This window comes from Verticiella sediminum (assembly GCF_007558815.1).
GTDB lineage: Bacteria > Pseudomonadota > Gammaproteobacteria > Burkholderiales > Burkholderiaceae_B > Verticiella > Verticiella sediminum.
Window position 1 is genome coordinate 663,430 of sequence record NZ_VLTJ01000039.1, and the last position, 19,935, is coordinate 683,364.

Annotated in this window: 15 protein-coding genes; 11 read left to right on the forward strand and 4 right to left on the reverse strand. The window is 66.2% G+C overall.

All coding sequences use genetic code 11. The features are described 5' to 3' along the window. Positions 1–7 precede the first annotated feature (7 nt). Entirely contained in the window at positions 8–2,602 is a 2,595-nt protein-coding gene (gene acnD / locus FOZ76_RS22600) for a Fe/S-dependent 2-methylisocitrate dehydratase AcnD (protein WP_143950515.1), read from the reverse strand. A 183-nt stretch (positions 2,603–2,785) separates the two neighbouring features. Then, entirely contained in the window at positions 2,786–3,940 is a 1,155-nt protein-coding gene (gene prpC / locus FOZ76_RS22605) for a bifunctional 2-methylcitrate synthase/citrate synthase (protein WP_143950516.1), read from the reverse strand. Positions 3,941–4,123: 183 nt separating this feature from the next. Between prpC and FOZ76_RS22610 the strand changes: the two genes are divergently transcribed. Continuing rightward, entirely contained in the window at positions 4,124–5,587 is a 1,464-nt protein-coding gene (locus FOZ76_RS22610; protein WP_143950517.1) for a short-chain fatty acyl-CoA regulator family protein, read from the forward strand. A gap of 139 nt (positions 5,588–5,726) precedes the next feature. On the opposite strand, the gene prpB is transcribed toward FOZ76_RS22610, so the two are convergent. Further along, positions 5,727–6,620: a methylisocitrate lyase gene (gene prpB, locus FOZ76_RS22615; RefSeq protein ID WP_143950518.1), complete on the reverse strand. Its 894-nt coding sequence runs from the start codon at positions 6,618–6,620 to the stop codon at positions 5,727–5,729. A 146-nt stretch (positions 6,621–6,766) separates the two neighbouring features. Beyond that, positions 6,767–7,759, reverse strand: a complete 993-nt coding sequence (locus FOZ76_RS22620) for a malate dehydrogenase (RefSeq protein WP_143950519.1) — start codon at positions 7,757–7,759, stop codon at positions 6,767–6,769. 185 nt (positions 7,760–7,944) lie between these two features. Between FOZ76_RS22620 and FOZ76_RS22625 the strand changes: the two genes are divergently transcribed. The 10 genes from FOZ76_RS22625 to lpdA all read left to right on the forward strand — a co-directional run bounded on the left by FOZ76_RS22625 (position 7,945) and on the right by lpdA (position 19,868). After that, positions 7,945–8,796 carry a GntR family transcriptional regulator gene (locus FOZ76_RS22625; protein WP_425473339.1) on the forward strand — a complete coding sequence of 284 codons (852 nt, stop codon included), beginning with the start codon at positions 7,945–7,947 and terminating at the stop codon, positions 8,794–8,796. Positions 8,797–8,934: 138 nt separating this feature from the next. After that, entirely contained in the window at positions 8,935–9,363 is a 429-nt protein-coding gene (gene sdhC, locus FOZ76_RS22630; protein ID WP_143950520.1) for a succinate dehydrogenase, cytochrome b556 subunit, read from the forward strand. 2 nt (positions 9,364–9,365) lie between these two features. Then, positions 9,366–9,749, forward strand: a complete 384-nt coding sequence (gene sdhD, locus FOZ76_RS22635) for a succinate dehydrogenase, hydrophobic membrane anchor protein (protein WP_143950521.1) — start codon at positions 9,366–9,368, stop codon at positions 9,747–9,749. Positions 9,750–9,752: 3 nt separating this feature from the next. After that, a complete protein-coding gene (gene sdhA / locus FOZ76_RS22640; protein ID WP_143950522.1) occupies positions 9,753–11,531 on the forward strand; it encodes a succinate dehydrogenase flavoprotein subunit in 1,779 nt (592 codons plus the stop codon). Between the two features lie 13 nt (positions 11,532–11,544). After that, a complete protein-coding gene (locus tag FOZ76_RS22645; RefSeq protein ID WP_143950523.1) occupies positions 11,545–12,261 on the forward strand; it encodes a succinate dehydrogenase iron-sulfur subunit in 717 nt (238 codons plus the stop codon). Further along, positions 12,261–12,527, forward strand: a complete 267-nt coding sequence (locus tag FOZ76_RS22650) for a succinate dehydrogenase assembly factor 2 (RefSeq protein ID WP_143950524.1) — start codon at positions 12,261–12,263, stop codon at positions 12,525–12,527. Before FOZ76_RS22645 ends, FOZ76_RS22650 begins: the two co-directional genes overlap by 1 nt. A 21-nt stretch (positions 12,528–12,548) precedes the next feature. Further along, positions 12,549–13,859, forward strand: a complete 1,311-nt coding sequence (locus FOZ76_RS22655; RefSeq protein WP_143950525.1) for a citrate synthase — start codon at positions 12,549–12,551, stop codon at positions 13,857–13,859. A gap of 245 nt (positions 13,860–14,104) precedes the next feature. Continuing rightward, the gene (locus FOZ76_RS22660) at positions 14,105–16,972 is read left to right on the forward strand and encodes a 2-oxoglutarate dehydrogenase E1 component (RefSeq protein ID WP_143950526.1); all 2,868 of its coding nucleotides are present in this window, start codon (positions 14,105–14,107) and stop codon (positions 16,970–16,972) included. A 97-nt stretch (positions 16,973–17,069) separates the two neighbouring features. Further along, entirely contained in the window at positions 17,070–18,299 is a 1,230-nt protein-coding gene (gene odhB / locus FOZ76_RS22665; protein WP_143950527.1) for a 2-oxoglutarate dehydrogenase complex dihydrolipoyllysine-residue succinyltransferase, read from the forward strand. A 141-nt stretch (positions 18,300–18,440) separates the two neighbouring features. After that, positions 18,441–19,868, forward strand: coding sequence for a dihydrolipoyl dehydrogenase (gene lpdA, locus FOZ76_RS22670; RefSeq protein ID WP_143950528.1), 1,428 nt, complete (start codon positions 18,441–18,443; stop codon positions 19,866–19,868). Positions 19,869–19,935: the final 67 nt, after the last annotated feature.

Below are 19,935 nucleotides of genomic sequence, written 5' to 3' on the forward strand. Positions count from 1 at the left end.
TTTTTCCTCAGGCGGTTGCGTTCGCTTCCAGGAAGTCCTGGGCGAAGCGCTGAAGCACGCCGCCGGCCTCGTAGATCGAGACTTCCTCGGCGGTGTCCAGGCGACAGGTCACGGGCACGTCCAGGCGCTCGCCGTTGCGCCGGTGCACGACCAGCGTCAGCGTGGCGCGCGGGGTGCGCTCGCCGATCACGTCGTAGGTTTCGGTGCCGTCCAGCCCCAGGGTCTGGCGGTTGGTGCCCGGCTGGAATTCCAGCGGCAGCACGCCCATGCCGACCAGGTTGGTGCGGTGGATGCGCTCGAAGCCCTCGGCCACGATGGCCTCCACGCCCGCCAGGCGCACGCCCTTGGCCGCCCAGTCGCGCGAGGAACCCTGGCCGTAGTCCGCGCCGGCGACGATGATCAGCGGCTGCTTGCGCTCCATGTAGGTCTCGATGGCTTCCCACATGCGCACCACCCGGCCTTCGGGTTCCAGGCGGGTGAGCGAGCCCTGCTTGACCTTGCCGTCCACCACGGCCATCTCGTTGATGAGCTTGGGGTTGGCGAAGGTGGCGCGCTGCGCCGTGAGGTGATCGCCCCGGTGGGTCGCGTAGGAATTGAAGTCTTCCTCCGGCAGGCCCATCTTCGCCAGGTACTCGCCGGCGGCGCTGTCGAGCATGATTGCGTTGGACGGCGACAGGTGATCGGTCGTGATGTTGTCGCCGAGCACGGCGAGCGGGCGCATGCCCTTGAGCGAGCGCTCGCCGGCCAGCGCGCCCTCCCAGTAGGGCGGGCGGCGGATGTAGGTGCTTTGCGGGCGCCACGCGTACAGGGGCGAGAGCGCCTGGTCGTGGCTCACGCTGGCGGCGAACATCGGCTCGTACACTTGCCGGAAGTGCTCGGGCTTGACGCTGGTCTTGACCAGGGCGTCGATCTCCTCGTCGGTCGGCCAGATGTCCTTGAGCGTGACCGGTTTGCCCTGGGCGTCGGTGCCGAGCGCGTCGCGCTCGATGTCGAAGCGGACCGTGCCGGCGATCGCGTAGGCCACGACCAGCGGCGGCGAGGCGAGGAACGCCTGCTTGGCATAGGGGTGGATGCGGCCGTCGAAGTTGCGGTTGCCCGAGAGCACAGCGGTAGCGTAGAGATCGCGCTCGATGATCTCCTGCTGGATCGTGGGGTCGAGCGCGCCGCTCATGCCGTTGCAGGTGGTGCAGGCAAAGGCCACGATGCCGAAGCCGAGCTTTTCCAGCTCGGGCAGCAGGCCGGCTTCTTCCAGGTAGAGCTGCACGGCCTTGGAGCCAGGTGCGAGCGAACTCTTCACCCAGGGCTTGCGCACCAGGCCGAGGCGATTGGCGTTGCGCGCGAGCAGCCCGGCGGCGATCACGTTGCGCGGATTGCTGGTGTTCGTACAGCTCGTGATCGCGGCGATGATCACCGCGCCGTCCGGCATCAGGCCCGCTTCTTCCACATACGCGCCGGCGATGCCGCGCTCGGCCAGCTCGGCCGTGGCGACCCGGCGGTGCGGGTTGGAGGGGCCGGCGATGTTGCGCTGCACCGAGGCGAGGTCGAAGCGCAGCACGCGCTCGTACTGCGCCGTGGCCAGGTCGTCGGCCCACAGGCCGGCGGTCTTGGCGTAGTTCTCGACCAACTGCACCTGCTTCTCGTCGCGGCCGGTGAGGCGCAGGTAGTCGATGGTCTGCCGGTCGATGGAGAACATGGCGGCGGTCGCGCCATATTCCGGGGTCATGTTGGAGATCGTGGCGCGGTCGCCCAGCGTGAGGCTGGGCACGCCGTCGCCGAAGAACTCCAGATAGGCCGACACCACCTTTTCCTTGCGCAGGAACTCGGTGAGCGCGAGCACCAGGTCGGTGGCGGTCGTGCCGGGGGCCATGCGGCCCGTCAGTTCCACACCCACGATGTCCGGCAGGCGCATCCAGGAGGCGCGCCCGAGCATCACGCTCTCGGCCTCCAGCCCGCCCACGCCGATCGCGATCACGCCCAGGGCGTCCACGTGCGGCGTGTGGCTGTCGGTGCCGACCAGCGTGTCCGGAAAAGCCACGCCGTCGCGCGCATGGATCACCGGCGACATGCGTTCCAGGTTGATCTGGTGCATGATGCCGTTGCCCGGGGGGATCACGTCCACGTTCTTGAAGGCCGACTTCGTCCAGTTGATGAAATGGAAGCGATCGTCGTTGCGGCGGTCCTCGATGGCCCGGTTCTTCTCGAAGGCGTCCTTCTCGAAGCCCGCGTGCTCGACGGCCAGCGAGTGGTCGACGATGAGCTGGGTGGGCACGACCGGGTTGACCTGGGCCGGATCGCCACCCTTGTCGGCGATGGCGTCGCGCAGGCCGGCCAGATCGACCAGGGCGGTCTGGCCCAGAATGTCGTGACAGACCACGCGCGCCGGGAACCAGGGAAAGTCGCGGTCGCGGCGGCGCTCGATGAGCTGCTTGAGCGACTCGGTGAGGATCGCCGGATCGCAGCGGCGAACCAGGTTCTCGGCGTGCACGCGCGAGGTATAGGGCAGGGTGGCGTAGGCTCCGGGCTGGATCGCCTCGACAGCCTCGCGCGCGTCGAAGTAGTCCAGCTCGGTGCCGGGAAGGCGCTTGCGGTAATTCGTATTCATGTCATGTATTCCACTGTGCTTCGCATGTCCTGCGACACAGATTGCATCCGGCCGATCGCGATAGGCGGTACGCGGGCCGACCTGCGCAGCCGCAGCCCCCGCCCAGGGCACCGCGGAGCCGGCTTCGCCGGTCCGCCGGTGCCGCCCCTCGAGGGGCGCGCGCAGCGCGTAGGGGTGGACCTGTTAGCGCTTCTCGATGGGCACGAAGACCTGGTCTTCCGGTCCGGTGTAGTTGGCGGTCGGGCGGATGATCTTGTTGTCGACGCGCTGCTCGATGATGTGGGCCGACCAGCCGGCGGTGCGCGCGATCACGAAGAGCGGTGTGAACATCGCGGTGGGCACGCCCATCAGGTGATAGCTCACGGCCGAGAACCAGTCGAGGTTGGGGAACATCTTCTTGATTTCCCACATGACCGATTCCAGGCGCTCGGCGATGTCGTACATCTTGGTGTTGCCCTGCGACTGCGCGAGCTGCTGGGCGACTTCCTTGATGACCACGTTGCGCGGGTCGCTCACGGTGTAGACCGGGTGGCCGAAGCCGATCACGACTTCCTTGTTCTCGACGCGGCGGCGGATGTCGGCCTCGGCCTCGTCGGGGTTGGCGTAGCGCTGCTGCACTTCCAGGGCGACTTCGTTCGCGCCGCCGTGCTTGGGGCCGCGCAGCGCGCCGATGGCGCCGGTGATGGCCGAGTACATGTCCGAGCCCGTGCCGGCGATGACGCGGCTGGTGAAGGTGGACGCGTTGAATTCGTGCTCGGCGTACAGGATGAGCGAGATGTGCATGGCGCGCACCCACTCGTCCGAGGGCGTCTGGCCGTGCAGCAGATGCAGGAAGTGCCCGCCGATGCTGTCGTCGTCGGTCTCGACCTCGATGCGCTTACCGTTGAAGGCGTAGTGGTACCAGTAGAGCAGGGCCGAGCCCAGGCAGGCCATCAGGCGGTCGGCGATGTCGCGCGCGCCGGGGATGTTGTGGTCGTCCTTCTCGGGCAGCACGCAGCCGAGCACGGAGACGGCCGTGCGCATCACGTCCATCGGGTGGCTTGCCGCGGGCAGGGTTTCGAGCACCGCCTTCAGTTGGGCGGGCAGGCCGCGCAGCGCCTTCAGCTTGGTCTTGTAGGCCTTGAGCTCGGTGGCGGTCGGCAGCTTCTCGTGCACCAGCAGATAGGCGATCTCCTCGAATTCGCTGGTCTTGGCGAAGTCCAGGATGTCGTAGCCGCGATAGTGCAGGTCGTTGCCGGTGCGCCCGACGGTACACAGCGCGGTGTTGCCCGCGACCACGCCCGAGAGGGCGACGGATTTCTTGGGTTTGAAGCCAGTCGATGCTGGGGTTTCGCTCATGGTGTCGTCTCCTTATGTGGTGCCATCGGAACCCCTGGCCAGGGCAGGGGAGGCAGGATTCGCAGTCTACGCAAGCACTGCCAGTCTGTCACCCGCAACGAGGTGAATATTGGCAAATACCCGGTTTTGCGCTTGCGAATTTTGCGAATATCCTATGCGCTTCACGTCTCCCCGGGAATCGCCATGCGCAAGGTCTTCATGGGCATGCGGCTGCGCCGCCTGCGCGAAGAACGCAACCTCACGCAGGCGGCGCTGGCCCGTCTGCTCGGCCTGTCGGCGAGCTACCTGAACCAGCTCGAGCAGAACCGCCGGCCGCTGACGATGCCGGTGCTGCTGCGTCTGGGCGAAGTGTTCGGCGTGGACGCGCAGTCGTTTTCCGACGACGAGGAAGCCCGCATGGTGGCCGCGCTGCGCGAGGTGGCCGCCACCTTGCCTGCCTCGCCGGTGGGCGGGCGCGACGAGGCGCGCATCTCGCTGGCGGAGATCCGCGAGATCGCCGCCAGCATGCCGGCCGTCGGGCGCGCGCTGATACAACTGCACCGGCGCCACCGCGAGGCCGTGGAGCGGCTGGAGGCGGTGGCCGACATGGCCGACCGCGAGGGCGCGCCGCCGCCGGACGGGCGGCCGGCGATTCCGGTGCCGGCCCAGCCCTTCGAGGAGGCGCGCGACTTCTTCTTCACGCACCACAACCATTTCGCCGAGCTCGACGGGCGCGCCGAGCAGTGCCACGCCGCCTGGGGCCTGGCCGAGACCGCCCCGTCCGGGCTCGCCCAGCGCCTGGCGCAACGCTTGCACGAGCGGCATGGCGTGAGTGTCGATGCGCTGGCCGCAGACGCTGGCCAGCGGCGCCGCTACGATGCGGCGAGCCGGCGGCTGAGCCTGTCGCCGCACCTGGAGCCAGGCCAGCGGGCCTTTCAGATGGCCATACAACTGGCGTTCCTGGAACTGGGCGCCACGCTCGATCGCATGGCGGATGCGCCGCGCTTTTCCGCCGAGCAGGTGCGCCGGCTGGTGCGCATCGGGCTCGCCAGCCATTTCGCCGCGGCGCTGATCCTGCCCGGCGGGCGTTTCCTGACGGCGGCCGAGGACCTGCGCTACGACATCGATCTGCTGGCCCAGCATTTCGGCGTGAGCTTCGAGACCGTCTGCCATCGGCTCTCCACCATGCAGCGCCCGCAGGGCCAGGGCGTGCCGTTCTTCTTCATCCGCGTGGACCGGGCGGGCAACGTCTCCAAGCGGCAGTCGGCCGCCCAGTTCCATTTCTCGCGGGTGGGCGGCACCTGTCCGCTGTGGAGCGTCTACGAGGCGTTCTCGTATCCGGGCCGCATCCTGCGGCAACTGGCGCGCATGCCGGACGGACGCATCTATCTGTGGGTGGCGCGCACGGTGTCGCGCCCGTCGGGCGGCTTCGGCCAGCCCGGCAAGATATTCGCCGTGGCCCTGGGCTGCGACGTCGAGTACGCGCACCGGCTGGTGTATGCCAAGGGGCTGGACCTGCACGATCCGGACGTACCCACGCCGATCGGCATGGGCTGCCGCGTGTGCGAACGGCCGGCATGCCCGCAACGGGCATTTCCCTACATCGGCCGCGCGCTGGGCGCGAGCGAAGACGTGAGCGCCTTCGTGCCGTATCCGATGGCGTCCTAGGGTGCGCCGGCCGAGGGGCGGGGAGGGGGCAGTCGTGGCGGGCACCGGCAACCGATACCCGGACCGGGGGTGGCGCCCGCCGCTACTTCACAAGCTCGATGGATGGGGGGCGCGCAAGGCGCGCCCGCCGGCGGATCACTTACTTGGCCTTGGACTGCTCGAAGAGCGCGTCCAGGCGCGATTCGAACTCGTGATAGCCGATGCGGTCGTACAGTTCGTCGCGGGTCTGCATCATGTCGATCACGTTCTTCTGGTGACCGTCGCGGCGAATGGCCGTGTAGACCGTTTCGGCGGCCTTGTTCATGGCGCGGAACGCCGAGAGCGGGTAGAGCACCATGCCCACGCCCGCGCTGCCCAGCTCTTGCACCGAGAACAGCGGTGTCTTGCCGAATTCGGTGATGTTGGCCAGCACGGGCACGTTCACGGCCTTGACGAAGCGCTCGTAGGTCGGCAGGTCGTAGGCGGCTTCGGCGAAGATCGCGTCGGCGCCGGCGTCCACGCAGGCCAGGGCGCGCTCGATCGCGGCATCCACGCCGTGCACGGCGATCGCATCGGTGCGGGCAATGATGAAGAAGTCGGTATCGGTGCGCGCGTCGACGGCGGCGCGCACGCGGTCGGCCATTTCCTGCGTGCTGACGATTTCCTTGCCGGGACGATGGCCGCAGCGCTTGGCGCCGACCTGGTCCTCGATATGGCAGGCGGCCGCGCCGAACTTGATCAGGCTCTTGACGGTGCGGGCGATGTTGAACGCGGACGGGCCGAAGCCGGTGTCGATGTCCACCAGCAGCGGGGTGTCGCACACGTCGGTGATGCGGCGCACGTCGGTCAGCACGTCGTCCAGGGTATTGATGCCCAGGTCGGGCAGGCCGAGCGAGCCAGCGGCCACGCCGCCGCCCGACAGGTAGATGGCGCGAAAACCGGCACGGGCGGCCAGCAGCGCATGGTTGGCGTTGATGGTGCCGATGATCTGCAGCGGCTTCTCGTCGGCGAGTGCGGCGCGAAAGCGCGCGCCGGCGGATTCGGGGCGTGACATGAGGGTCTCCAGGTGTGGGTGGTAATGCAGTGAACCTTCGCGTGCCCGCCGCGGCCCGGCCAGGGCGCCCGCGCAAAGCCGGCCAGGCCGGTTCTGCGGGCGCGCGCCCCTGCGGGGGAGGGGCGCGCAGCGCCTTCGAGGCGGATTTACCCGTTCAGCAGGTCCTTCACGCCGTCGCGCTCTTCGAGCAGTTCCTTCAGGGTGAAGTCCATGCGCTCGCGCGAGAAGGCGTCGATCTCGAGGTCCTTGATGACGGTGTATTCGCCGTTGGCGGTCGTGACCGGCACGCCGTAGATGATGCCTTCGGGCACGCCGTACGAGCCGTCCGAGGGCACGCCCATCGTGACCCACTTGCCGTTCGAGCCGAGCACCCAGTCGCGCAGGTGGTCGATCGCGGCATTCGCGGCCGAGGCGGCGGACGACAGGCCGCGCGCCTCGATGATGGCGGCGCCGCGCTTGCCCACGGTCGGGATGAACACGTCGCGGTTCCAGGCGTCGTCGTTGATGAGGTCCTTCAGGCTCTTGCCGCCGACGGTGGCGAAGCGGATGTCGGGGTACATCGTGGGCGAGTGGTTGCCCCAGACGATGAGCTTCTCGATGTCGGCCACGGCCACGCCGCCCTTGGCCGAGAGCTGCGACAGGGCGCGGTTGTGGTCCAGGCGCAGCATGGCGGTGAAGTTCTTGGCGGGCAGGTCCGGCGCCGACTTCATGGCGATGTAGGCGTTGGTGTTGGCCGGGTTGCCGACCACCAGCACCTTGACGTTGCGGCTGGCGACTTCGTTGAGCGCCTTGCCCTGGGCGGTGAAAATCTGCGCGTTGACGGTCAGCAGATCCTTGCGCTCCATGCCGGGGCCGCGCGGGCGGGCGCCGACCAGCAGGGCGACGTCGGCGTCCTTGAACGCGTCGCGCGGGTCGCTGTGCGCGGTCATGCCGGCTAGCAGCGGGAACGCGCAGTCTTCCAGTTCCATCATGACGCCCTTGAGGGCCTTCTGCGCCTTCTCGTCAGGAATCTCCAGGAGCTGGAGGATGACGGGCTGGTCCTTGCCGAGCATTTCGCCCGAAGCGATGCGGAACAGCAGGGCGTAGCCGATCTGGCCGGCGGCGCCGGTGACGGCGACGCGCATGGCGGGTTTGGTCATGAAAATCTCCGATTAAGAGTGCGAGGGTAAACGCCGCATGGCGGTCGGTGCCGCGGAAAAAGGGCAGGCGGGCGCCACGACTGACCGCGCAGTTTAACTCCGCCGGGGCATCATAGTGAACCGCCTCAGTGCCGTCAATAGTCTTATGTCTTATATAAGACATCTTTTGACTTAGGTTGGACAAAATGCCGCGCTCTGTGACACAATCCCTCGCTATGGTCAATCCGCTGCCCGCACCGCCGCGCGAATCGCGCGCGTCCGCCGATACCGCCGAAGGCGGAGCCAGCGGGCGTGCGCCCGCTGCGGCCGCGTCGGGCGGCGCCGCCTTCAGCCCACTGTACCGCCAGATCAAGGACCTGCTGCTGCAGAGCCTGGAGCGTGGCGAGTGGAAGCCGGGCGAAGCGATCCCGAGCGAACTCGAGCTGGCCGCGCGCTTTCAGGTGAGCCAGGGCACCGTGCGCAAGGCCATCGACGAACTGGCGGCCGACAACGTGCTGCTGCGCCGCCAGGGCAAGGGCACCTTCGTGGCCACCCACCACGAGGCCAAGGTGCGCTATCGCTTCCTGCGCCTGGCGCCCGACGAGGGCGGCGAGCCCGCGCCCGCGGAAAGCCGCATCCTCGAGTGCCGCCGGGTGCGCGCGCCGCAGGACGTGGCGCGCAGCCTGGAAATCCGCCCGGGCGATAGCGCGGTGCTCATTCGGCGCCTGCTCAGTTTCGGCGGCGTGCCCACGGTGCTGGACGAGATCTGGCTGCCGGGCGTCCTGTTCCGCGGCCTCACACAAGAGCGCCTCATGCGCAACCAGGGGCCGTTGTACGCATTCTTCGAAACCGGTTTCGGCGTTAGCATGATCCGCGCCGACGAGAAGCTGCGCGCCGTGCCCGCAGCGGCCGACGTGGCCGAGATCCTGCAGGTGGCGACGGGCGCGCCGCTGATGCAGGTCGACCGGGTTTCGTACACCTATGGCGAGCGCCCCGTGGAAGTGCGTCGCGGGCTGTACCGCACCGATCGCCACCACTACCGCACACGCGTGAACTGAGCTCGCCTGCGGAAGTCGTCGTCCATGATCGTAAGATGGTACGAGTTGATACCGGCCGCCAGAATGGGCGACAATAGCGCGTTTCGCTTTAGAAATGTGACAGGTCGCCAGCCTGCTTTTCCCCCTCCCGAGGTAGTAATGTCCGAGACCACTCAGGCCAGCCAGGCCACCAGGCCGCGCAAAGAGTTCCGCAATATTTCGGTTCCCCAGATACTCAGCTATCGATTGCCGCTGGCTGGGCGGCTCTCCATTCTGCATCGTGTCAGCGGCGCTCTGCTCTTTCTTGCGCTTCCCATCGTCCTGCTGCCGCTCTTTCAACTGAGCGTGGCCTCGCCGGAAAGTTTCGAGCAGTTCCGCAGTTTCGCTGCCCATCCGCTGTCCAAGCTGGTCTTTCTGGTCCTGATCTGGGCCTACCTGCATCACTTCTGTGCGGGGATCCGGTACCTGTTACTGGATCTGCACATCGGCATGAGCAAGGAGTCGGGCAAGCGCAGCGCCGGCATCGTCTTCGCCGTCAGCCTGGTGCTCACCGCGGTCTTCGCCCTCAAACTCTTCGGAGCCTTCTGATCATGGCCACTTCCGACAACTTCGGCTCGCGCCGCCTGACGGTCGGCGCGCATTACGGCGTCAAGGATTTCATCGCCCAGCGCGTGACCGCCGTGATCCTGGTGATCTACACGGTCATCCTGCTCATCAAGGCCCTCGCGACGCCAGCCTTCACCTATGAAGGCTGGGTCGGCATGTTCAACTTCCATTGGTTCTCGCTGCCCGTCGGACAGATGCTCGCGACGCTGGCGATGCTGGCCGTCGTCTATCACGCCTGGATCGGCGTGCGCGACATCTGGATGGACTACGTCAAGCCCGCCGGCATCCGTCTGCTGCTGCAGGTGCTGACGATCCTCTGGCTGCTCGGCGCCGTCGTCTACGCCGCCCAAATTCTCTGGAGTCTCTAAGCCGTGGTCGCTGTCAATACTTCCTTGCCGCGTCGGCAGTTCGATGTCGTCGTCGTTGGCGCCGGCGGTGCCGGTATGCGCTGTTCGCTGCAACTGGCCCAGGCCGGTCTTTCCGTTGCCGTGCTCTCCAAAGTGTTTCCCACGCGTTCGCACACCGTGGCGGCGCAGGGCGGCGTGAGCGCGTCGCTGGGCAACATGAGCGAAGACCACTGGTACTGGCACATGTACGACACCGTCAAGGGGTCGGACTGGCTGGGCGACCAGGACGCCATCGAGTTCATGTGCCGCGAAGCGCCGAGCGCCGTGTACGAGATGGAGCACTTCGGCATGCCGTTCGACCGCAACGCCGACGGCACCATCTACCAGCGCCCCTTCGGCGGCCACACCGCCAACTTCGGCGAGAAGCCCGTGCAGCGCGCCTGTGCCGCGGCCGACCGTACCGGCCACGCGCTGCTGCACACGCTCTACCAGCGCAACGTCGCCGCGCGCACCCAGTTCTTCGTGGAGTGGATGGCTCTCGACCTGCTGCGCAATGACGCGGGCGACGTGGTCGGCGTGACCGCGCTCGAAATGGAAACGGGCGACATCTACATCCTGGAAGCCAAGACCACGGTGCTCGCCACCGGCGGCGCCGGCCGCATCTGGGCCGCCTCCACCAACGCGTTCATCAACACGGGCGACGGCCTGGGCATGGCCGCGCGTGCCGGCATCCCGCTGCAGGACATGGAGTTCTGGCAGTTCCATCCGACCGGCGTGGCCGGCGCCGGCGTGCTCATCACCGAGGGTGTGCGCGGCGAGGGCGGCATCCTGCTGAACAAGGATGGCGAACGCTTCATGGAGCGCTATGCGCCCACCCTGAAGGATCTGGCCCCGCGAGACTTCGTCTCGCGCTCGATGGACCAGGAGATCAAGGAAGGCCGCGGCTGCGGGCCGGACGGCAGCTACGTCGTGCTCAAGCTCGATCACCTGGGCGCCGACGTCATCAACAAGCGCCTGCCCTCGATCCGCGAGATCGCCATCAAGTTCGGCAACGTCGACCCGATCAAGGAACCGATTCCGGTCGTGCCGACCATCCACTACCAGATGGGCGGCATCCCGGCCAACTACCACGGCCAGGTCCTCACCTACGAAAACGGCGAGAACAAGATCGTCAACGGCCTGTACGCCATCGGCGAGTGCGCCGCGGTGTCGGTGCACGGCGCCAACCGCCTGGGCACCAACTCGCTGCTCGACCTGATCGTGTTCGGCCGCGCCACCGGCAACCACATCGTGGCGTCGCACCCCGAGCGCCAGCGCGAACACCAGCCGGTGCCCAAGGAGGCCGTCGAGTTTTCGCTCAATCGCGTCAACGCACTGGAGTCGCGCACTTCGGGCGAGAAGACCCAGGACGTCGCCAACGCCATTCGCGCCTCGATGCAGGCGCACTGCGGCGTGTTCCGCACGCTCAAGCTGCTGAACGAAGGCGTGGGCCAGATCGACGAACTCGCCGAGCAGGCCAAGCAGATCTACTTCAAGGACAAGTCGAAGGTGTTCAACACCGCGCGTATCGAAGCCCTCGAAGTGGCCAACATGACCGAAGTGGCGCGTGCCACCATCAAGTCGGCTGCCAACCGCACGGAAAGCCGCGGCGCCCACGCGCTGGACGACAATCCCAACCGCGACGACGAGAACTGGCTCAAGCACACGCTGTGGTTCTCCGCGGACGGCCGCCTTGAGTACAAGCCCGTCCAGATGACGCCGCTGACCGTCGACTCGGTTCCGCCCAAGGCGCGCACTTTCTAAGCAGGATGCCGGAATGAGCACCAAACGTACCGTGAAGTTCGAGATCTACCGCTACGACCCGGACAAGGACGAGCGGCCCTACATGCAGAAGCTCGAAGTCGAGCTCGAGCCCACCGACAAGATGTTGCTCGATGCCATCGTGCGCATCAAGAACACGGTGGACGACAGCCTGGCCATCCGCCGTTCGTGCCGCGAAGGCGTGTGCGGCTCGGACGCCATGAACATCAATGGCAAGAATGGCCTGGCCTGCACGACCAACCTGCTCGACCTGAAGGAGCCCATCGTGCTGCGCCCGCTGCCGGGCCTGCCGGTCATCCGCGACCTGATCGTGGACATGACGCACTTCTTCAACCAGTACCACTCGATCCGCCCGTTCCTCATCAACGACACGCCGCCGCCCGAGAAAGAGCGCCTGCAGTCGCCCGAGGCCCGCGAAGAGCTCGACGGCCTGTACGAGTGCATCCTGTGCGCGTGCTGCTCGACGTCGTGCCCGTCGTTCTGGTGGAATCCGGACAAGTACGTCGGTCCGGCCGGTCTGCTGCAAGCCTATCGCTTCCTCGCCGACAGCCGCGACGAAGCCACGGCGAGCCGCCTGGACAACCTCGACGACCCGTATCGCCTGTTCCGCTGCCACACGATCATGAACTGCGTCGACGTCTGTCCGAAGGGTCTGAACCCGGCGCTCGCGATCGGCAAGATCAAGGAAATGCTGGTCCGGCGGACGGTGTGATGAATCCCGGTACGTTGAGCGAACACGATCGCACCCGCCTGCGCTGGCGGGCACGCCGCGGCATGCTCGAGAACGACCTCATCATCACCCGATTTCTGGATATCTACGAAACCCGGCTCAACGACGAGGACGTTGTCGCACTGACGGCTCTGCTGGCCTTGTCCGACAACGACTTGCTCGACCTGCTACTAGGCCGCAAGGAACCATCGCCGGAGTTGGATACACCAGCCATGCGCAGTGTGCTCGAACGCCTGCGCGCGGCCTAACCAATCTCTGAGGAACACGAGATGAAATTGTCCGATAAGAAAGCCACGCTGTCTTTCTCCGATGGAAGCGAAGCCATCGAATTTCCGGTGTACGAAGGTTCCGTTGGCCCGGATGTCCTGGACATCCGCAAGCTATATGGCCAGACGGGCAAGTTCACCTACGATCCCGGATTCCTGTCGACGGCCTCGTGCGCTTCGGCCATTACCTACATCGACGGCGACAAGGGCGAGCTGCTGTATCGCGGCTATCCCATCGAGCAGCTCGCGCAGAACTGCGACTTCCTGGAGACGTCCTACCTCATCCTCAACGGCGAGCTGCCCGACGCCGAGCAGAAGAAAGACTTCGACCATCAGGTGACACACCACACGATGGTCAACGAGCAGATGCATTTCTTCCTGCGCGGCTTTCGCCGTGACGCGCACCCGATGGCCGTGCTGACGGGCCTGGTGGGCGGCATGTCGGCCTTCTATCACGATTCGACCGACATCAACAATCCGATGCATCGCCACATCTCGGCGATCCGTCTGGTCGCCAAGATGCCGACGCTGGTCGCGATGGCCTACAAGTTCTCGCAGGGCCAGCCGTTCATGTACCCGCAGAACGACCTGTCCTATACGGGCAACTTCCTGCGCATGATGTTCGCCAACCCGTGCGAAGAGTACAAGGTGAACGACGTCGTCGAGCGCGCGCTCGATCGCATCTTCATCTTGCATGCCGACCACGAGCAGAACGCCTCCACCTCGACCGTGCGCCTGTGCGGTTCGTCGGGCACCAACCCGTTCGCGGCGATCGCGGCCGGCGTGGCGTGCCTGTGGGGCCCGGCCCACGGCGGCGCCAACGAAGCGTGCCTGAACATGCTCGAAGAGATCCAGGCCAACGGCGGCGTCGCCAAGGTCGGCGAGTTCATGGAGAAGGTCAAGGACAAGTCCTCCGGCGTCAAGCTCATGGGCTTCGGCCACCGGGTCTACAAGAACTACGACCCGCGCGCCAAGCTCATGCAGGAGACCTGCAAGGAAGTGCTGCAGGCGCTCGGCCTCGAGAACGATCCGCTCTTCAAGCTCTCCATGGAGCTCGAGCGCATCGCCCTCGAAGACGACTACTTCGTGCAGCGCAAGCTTTACCCGAACGTCGACTTCTACTCCGGCATTGTGCAGCGCGCCATCGGCATCCCGACCTCGCTCTTCACAGCGATCTTCGCGCTGGCCCGCACGGTCGGCTGGATCGCCCAGTGGAACGAGATGCTGTCCGATCCCGAGTTCAAGATCGGCCGCCCGCGCCAGTTGTACACGGGCCATGCCAAGCGCGACGTCGTAGCCCTCGACCAGCGCTGATCCGTTGTACCCACGTTGAAAAAGCCGCCCGCAGCGCCGGGCGGCTTTTTCACAACGCCTTGCGGGTGTTATTCTTGCAAGCACAGCATCTGGCCTTGGCTGTGATCGACGAGTTGCATTACGGGGTAGGCCCCCGTCCAGCCCTTCTGCTCTAACTTGCTATCCGCCATCCGGTCTGGCCGTAACGCGGAAGGTTTTTCCTGCATCGCACGGGTGAAGCACCCGAAAGGTGAAGCGTAAACAACATGTCTACCGAATCCGAACGTCAGTCGAGTTCCTATCTTTTTGCGGGCAACGCCCCGTACGTCGAAGAACTCTACGAATCCTACCTGGACCATCCCGGTTCGGTGCCCGAGAAGTGGCGCGCCTACTTCGATCAACTGCAGCTCGTTCCTGCAGCCGACGGCCAGGAAAGCACCCGCGACCAGGCCCACGCCCCCATCGTTCTCTCCTTTGCCCAACGTGCCCGTGAAAACGGCTTCGCGCCGCGCACGCAAGAGGCCGACCTGAGCGTCGCCGGCAAGCAAGTCCACGTCCAGTCCATCATCGCCGCCTACCGCTCGCTCGGTTCGCGCTGGGCCGATCTCGATCCGCTGCAGCGCCAGGAGCGTCCGCGCATCCCCGAGCTCGAGCCCGAGTTCTACGGCTTGACCGAAGCCGACATGGACAAGGTCTATTCGGCCACCAACACCTACTTCACGACCGCCGAGCACATGACGCTGCGCGACATCGTGAAGGCCCTGCGCGACACGTACTGCCGTACGATCGGCGCGGAATTCATGCACATCTCGAATCCGACGGTCAAGCGTTGGATCCAGCAGCGCCTGGAAAGCGTCAACGGCGCGCCGTCGTTCAGCGCCGACCAGAAGAAGCGCATCCTGCAGCAGCTCACCGAGGCCGAGGGCCTCGAGCGCTTCCTGCACACCAAGTACGTCGGCCAGAAGCGCTTCTCGCTCGAAGGCGGCGAGAGCTTCATCGCCTCGATGGACCAGGTCGTCGTGCAGTCCGGCTCGAACGAAGTCCAGGAAATCGTCATCGGCATGGCCCACCGCGGCCGCCTGAACATGCTCGTGAACATCCTCGGCAAGATGCCGGCGGATCTGTTCGCCGAGTTCGAAGGCAAGTACAACGACCAGTTGAGTGACGGCGACGTGAAGTACCACAAGGGCTTCTCGAGCGACGTCTCGACCCCGGGAGGCCCGGTCCACCTGTCGCTGGCCTTCAACCCCTCGCACCTGGAAATCGTCAACCCGGTGGTCGAGGGCAGCGCCCGCGCCCGCCAGGAGCGCCGCGGCGACGCCGACGGCAGCGAAGTGCTCCCCGTGCTGGTGCACGGCGATGCGGCCTTCGCCGGCCAGGGCGTGGTCATGGAAACGCTCAACCTCGCGCAAACGCGCGGCTACGGTACGGGCGGCACGCTGCACATCGTCATCAACAACCAGATCGGCTTCACCACGTCCGATCCGCGCGATACGCGTTCCACGCTGTATTGCACCGACGTGGCCAAGATGATCGAAGCGCCGATCTTCCACGTCAACGGCGACGACCCCGAGGCGGTGGTGTTCGTCACCCAGCTCGCCATGGATTTCCGCCGCGAGTTCAAGCATGACGTGGTCATCGACATCGTCTGCTTCCGCAAGCTGGGCCACAACGAGCAGGACACCCCGGCCATCACCCAGCCGCTGATGTACAAGCGCATCGGCCAGCATCCCGGCACCCGCAAGCGCTACGCCGAAAAGCTCGTCGCCCAGGGCGTGATGACCGAGGAAGAGACCGACGAGCTCGTGAAGGAGTACCGTCGCCTGATGGACGACGGCAAGCGCACGATCGAGCCCGTGCTCACCGACTACAAGGGCAAGTTCGCGGTCGACTGGACGCCGTTCCTGAACCGCAAGTGGACCGACGCGGCCGATACCGCCGTGCCGCTGGCCGAGCTCAAGCGCCTGGGCGAGCGCATCACCACCGTGCCCGAGGGCTTCAACGTCCACCCGATCGTGCAGAAGGTCATCAACGACCGTCGCAACATGGCGCTGGGCGAGCAGAACCTCGACTGGGGCATGGGCGAGCACCTGGCCTACGCCTCGCTGGTGGCCTCGGGCTATCCGGTGCGCATCACCGGCCAGGACGCCGGCCGCGGCACGTTCACCCACCGCCATGCCGTGCTGCACGATCAAAAGCGCGAGAAGTGGAATGACGGTTTCTACATTCCGCTGCAGAACGTGGCCGAAAACCAGGCCGCGTTCGCGGTGATCGATTCGGTGCTGTCCGAAGAGGCCGTGCTGGGCTTCGAGTACGGCTATTCGACCGCCGAGCCCAACACGCTGGTGATCTGGGAAGCGCAGTTCGGCGACTTCGTCAACGGCGCCCAGGTCGTGATCGACCAGTTCATCAGCTCGGGCGAAGCCAAGTGGGGCCGCCAGTCCGGCCTGACGCTCATGCTGCCGCACGGCTACGAAGGGCAGGGCCCCGAACACTCGTCGGGCCGCATCGAGCGCTTCCTGCAGATGTGCGCCGACAACAACATGCAAGTGGTGCAGCCGACCACCGCCGCGCAGGTCTTCCACCTGCTGCGCCGCCAGATGATCCGGCCGTTCCGCAAGCCGCTGGTGATCTTCACGCCCAAGTCGCTGCTGCGCAACAAGGACGCGGGTTCGCCCCTGTCGGAACTGGCCGAAGGGCAGTTCAAGACGATCATCGGCGAAACCAACGCCGGCATCGTCGACGCCAAGGTCAAGCGCGTGCTGCTGTGCTCGGGCAAGGTCTACTACGACCTCATGCACGCGCGCACCGACCGTGAAGCCAACGACGTTGCGATCCTGCGCGTCGAGCAACTCTATCCGTTCTCGCACAAGGCGCTGGCCGAAGAGCTCAAGCGCTATCCGAATGCGACCGAACTGATCTGGGTGCAGGACGAGCCGCAGAACCAGGGCCCCTGGTTCTACGTCCAGCACCACCTGTTCGAGAACATGACCGCCGGCCAGAAGCTGGGCTATGCCGGCCGTCCGCCCTCGGCATCGCCGGCAGTGGGTTACCTGGCCAAGCACCAGGAGCAGCAAAAGGCGTTGATCGAAACGGCTTTCGGCAAGTTCAAAGGAGTCGCGCTAACCCGCTGATCCCGATCGCAGCGCGGCCGCACGGGCGGCCGCGCCTTGCCGCAAGCTTTCCCCTTATTCCTCATCGCCTTTCGCCAGAATTTCAAGGAACCCCATAATGGCCATGCAAGATGTCGTCGTCCCGCAACTGTCCGAGTCCGTATCGGAAGCCACGCTGCTGAACTGGAAAAAGAAGCCCGGTGAAGCCGTCTCGGCCGATGAAATCCTCATCGAGATCGAGACCGACAAGGTTGTGCTCGAAGTGCCTGCGCCCGCCAGCGGCGTGCTCGCCGAGATCGTCAAGAGCGATGGCAGCACCGTGACTTCGGACGAAGTGATCGCCCGCATCGACACCGAGGCCAAGGCCAGCGCCGCGGCGCCTGCCGCGGCAGCCGCCGCTCCTGCCGCCCAACAGGCCCCGGCTGCGCCGGCCGCTGCCGCACCGGCGTCCAGCGCCTCGGCTCCCGCCGCGGGCATCGCCTCGCCGGCCGCGGGCAAGATCCTGTCCGAGAAGGGCGTCGAGCCCGACTCCGTGGCCGGCACGGGCCGTGGCGGGCGCATCACCAAGGATGACGCCGTCAACGCTTCCGCCGGCGCCAAGCCTGCGGCCGCCGCCGCGCCTTCGGCCGTGCCGGTCGGCCTGGACGGCCGTCCCGAGCAGCGCGTGCCCATGAGCCGCCTGCGCGCGCGCGTCGCCGAGCGCCTGCTGCAATCGCAGCAGCAGAACGCCATCCTCACCACCTTCAACGAAGTCAACATGAAGGCGGTGATCGACCTGCGCAACCAGTACAAGGATCGCTTCGAGAAGGAACACGGCGTGAAGCTGGGCTTCATGTCGTTCTTCGTCAAGGCGGCCGTGGCCGCGCTCAAGAAGTACCCGATCGTCAACGCCTCGGTCGATGGCAAGGACATCATCTACCACGGCTACTTCGACATCGGTATCGCCGTGGGCAGCCCGCGCGGCCTGGTCGTGCCCGTGCTGCGCGATGCCGACCAGCTCTCCATCGCCGACATCGAGAAGAAGATCGCCGAGTTCGGCGTCCGCGCCCGCGACGGCAAGCTCACGCTCGAAGAGCTCACCGGCGGCACGTTCTCCATCTCCAACGGCGGCGTGTTCGGCTCGATGCTCTCGACGCCGATCATCAACCCGCCGCAGTCGGCCATCCTCGGTGTGCACGCGACCAAGGAGCGCGCGGTCGTCGAGAACGGCCAGATCGTGATCCGTCCGATGAACTACCTGGCCATGTCCTACGATCACCGCATCATCGACGGTCGCGAGGCCGTGCTGGCGCTGGTCGCCATGAAGGAAGCCCTGGAAGATCCGCAGCGCCTGCTGCTGGAAGTCTGATCGGGCGCGTCCGAGCCTTCGCATCGCACGGGTCGGCGCGCTCGCCGGCCCTGTCTCCCTGCCCATGGCGCCGCGACGGCGCCGGGCATCGGCGGCGCGGGCGCAAGTCGCCCCGCCACCGCCATCTCGTGAGAACTCTCCATGGCCAAACAATTTGACGTCGTCGTGATCGGCGCAGGCCCCGGCGGCTATATCGCCGCCATTCGTGCTGCTCAGCTCGGCCAGTCGGTGGCGTGCATCGACGCCTGGAGCAACGCCAAGGGCGGCGCGGCTCCCGGCGGCACCTGCACCAACGTCGGCTGCATTCCTTCCAAGGCATTGCTGCAATCGTCCGAGTACTACGAGCAGGCCGAGAAGCATTTCGGCGAACACGGCATCGGCGTGAAGGGCCTGTCGCTGGACATCGAGAAGTTCCTTGCCCGCAAGGAAACCGTCGTCAAGCAGAACAACGACGGCATTCTCTATCTCTTCAAGAAGAACAAGGTCACCTTCTATCACGGCGTCGGTTCGTTCTCCGGCCAGGTCGAAGGCGGCTGGGGCATCAAGGTTGCCGGCAAGGACAACGAGGAACTGGTCGCGCGCAACGTGATCGTCGCCACCGGTTCGTCGGCGCGTGCGCTGCCCGAGCTGCCGTTCGACGAGAAGGTCGTGCTTTCCAACGACGGCGCGCTGTCGATTCCGTCCGTGCCCAAGAAGCTCGGCATCATCGGCGCCGGCGTGATCGGCCTCGAGCTGGGCAGCGTGTGGCGCCGTCTGGGCGCCGAGGTCACCGTGCTCGAAGCCATGCCGCAGTTCCTGGCCGCTGCCGACGAGCAGGTCGCCAAGGAAGCCGCCAAGGCCTTCGCCAAGCAGGGCCTGAACATCCAGGTGGGCGTGAAGGTCGGCAAGATCGACACCAGCGCCAAGGGTGTCAAGGTCGCCTACACCGACGCAGCCGGTGCCGAGCAGAGCCTCGCCGTGGACAAGCTGATCGTCTCGATCGGCCGCGTGCCGAACACCAACGGCCTGAACGCCGAAGCCGTCGGGCTCAAGCTGGACGAGCGCGGCTTCGTGGCCGTGGACGACGAGTGCCGCACCAACCTGTCCAACGTCTGGGCGGTCGGCGACGTGGTGCGTGGCCCCATGCTGGCGCACAAGGCCGAGGAAGAAGGCGTTGCCGTGGCCGAGCGCATCGTCGGCCAGCACGGTCACGTCAACTTCAACACCGTTCCCTGGGTCATCTACACCTGGCCGGAAATCGCGTGGGTCGGCCAGACCGAACAGCAGTTGAAGGCCGCCGGCCGCGAGTACAAGGCCGGGTCGTTCCCCTTCATGGCCAACGGCCGTGCCCGTGCGCTGGGCGAGACCACCGGCTTTGCCAAGGTGATCGCCGACGCCAAGACCGACGAAGTGCTCGGCGTGCACATCATCGGCCCGTACGCGTCGGAAATGATTGCCGAAGCCGTGGTGGCCATGGAGTTCCGCGCCGCGTCCGAAGACATCGCCCGCATCTGCCACGCCCACCCGACGTTGTCGGAAGCGGTGAAGGAAGCTGCGCTGGCGGTCGACAAGCGCGCGCTGAACTTCTGATCGGTGCCGGTACGCCGGGCAGCAGGGGAGCGTGTTGCCGCCCCGCCGCCGGCGCCTTGCATTACCG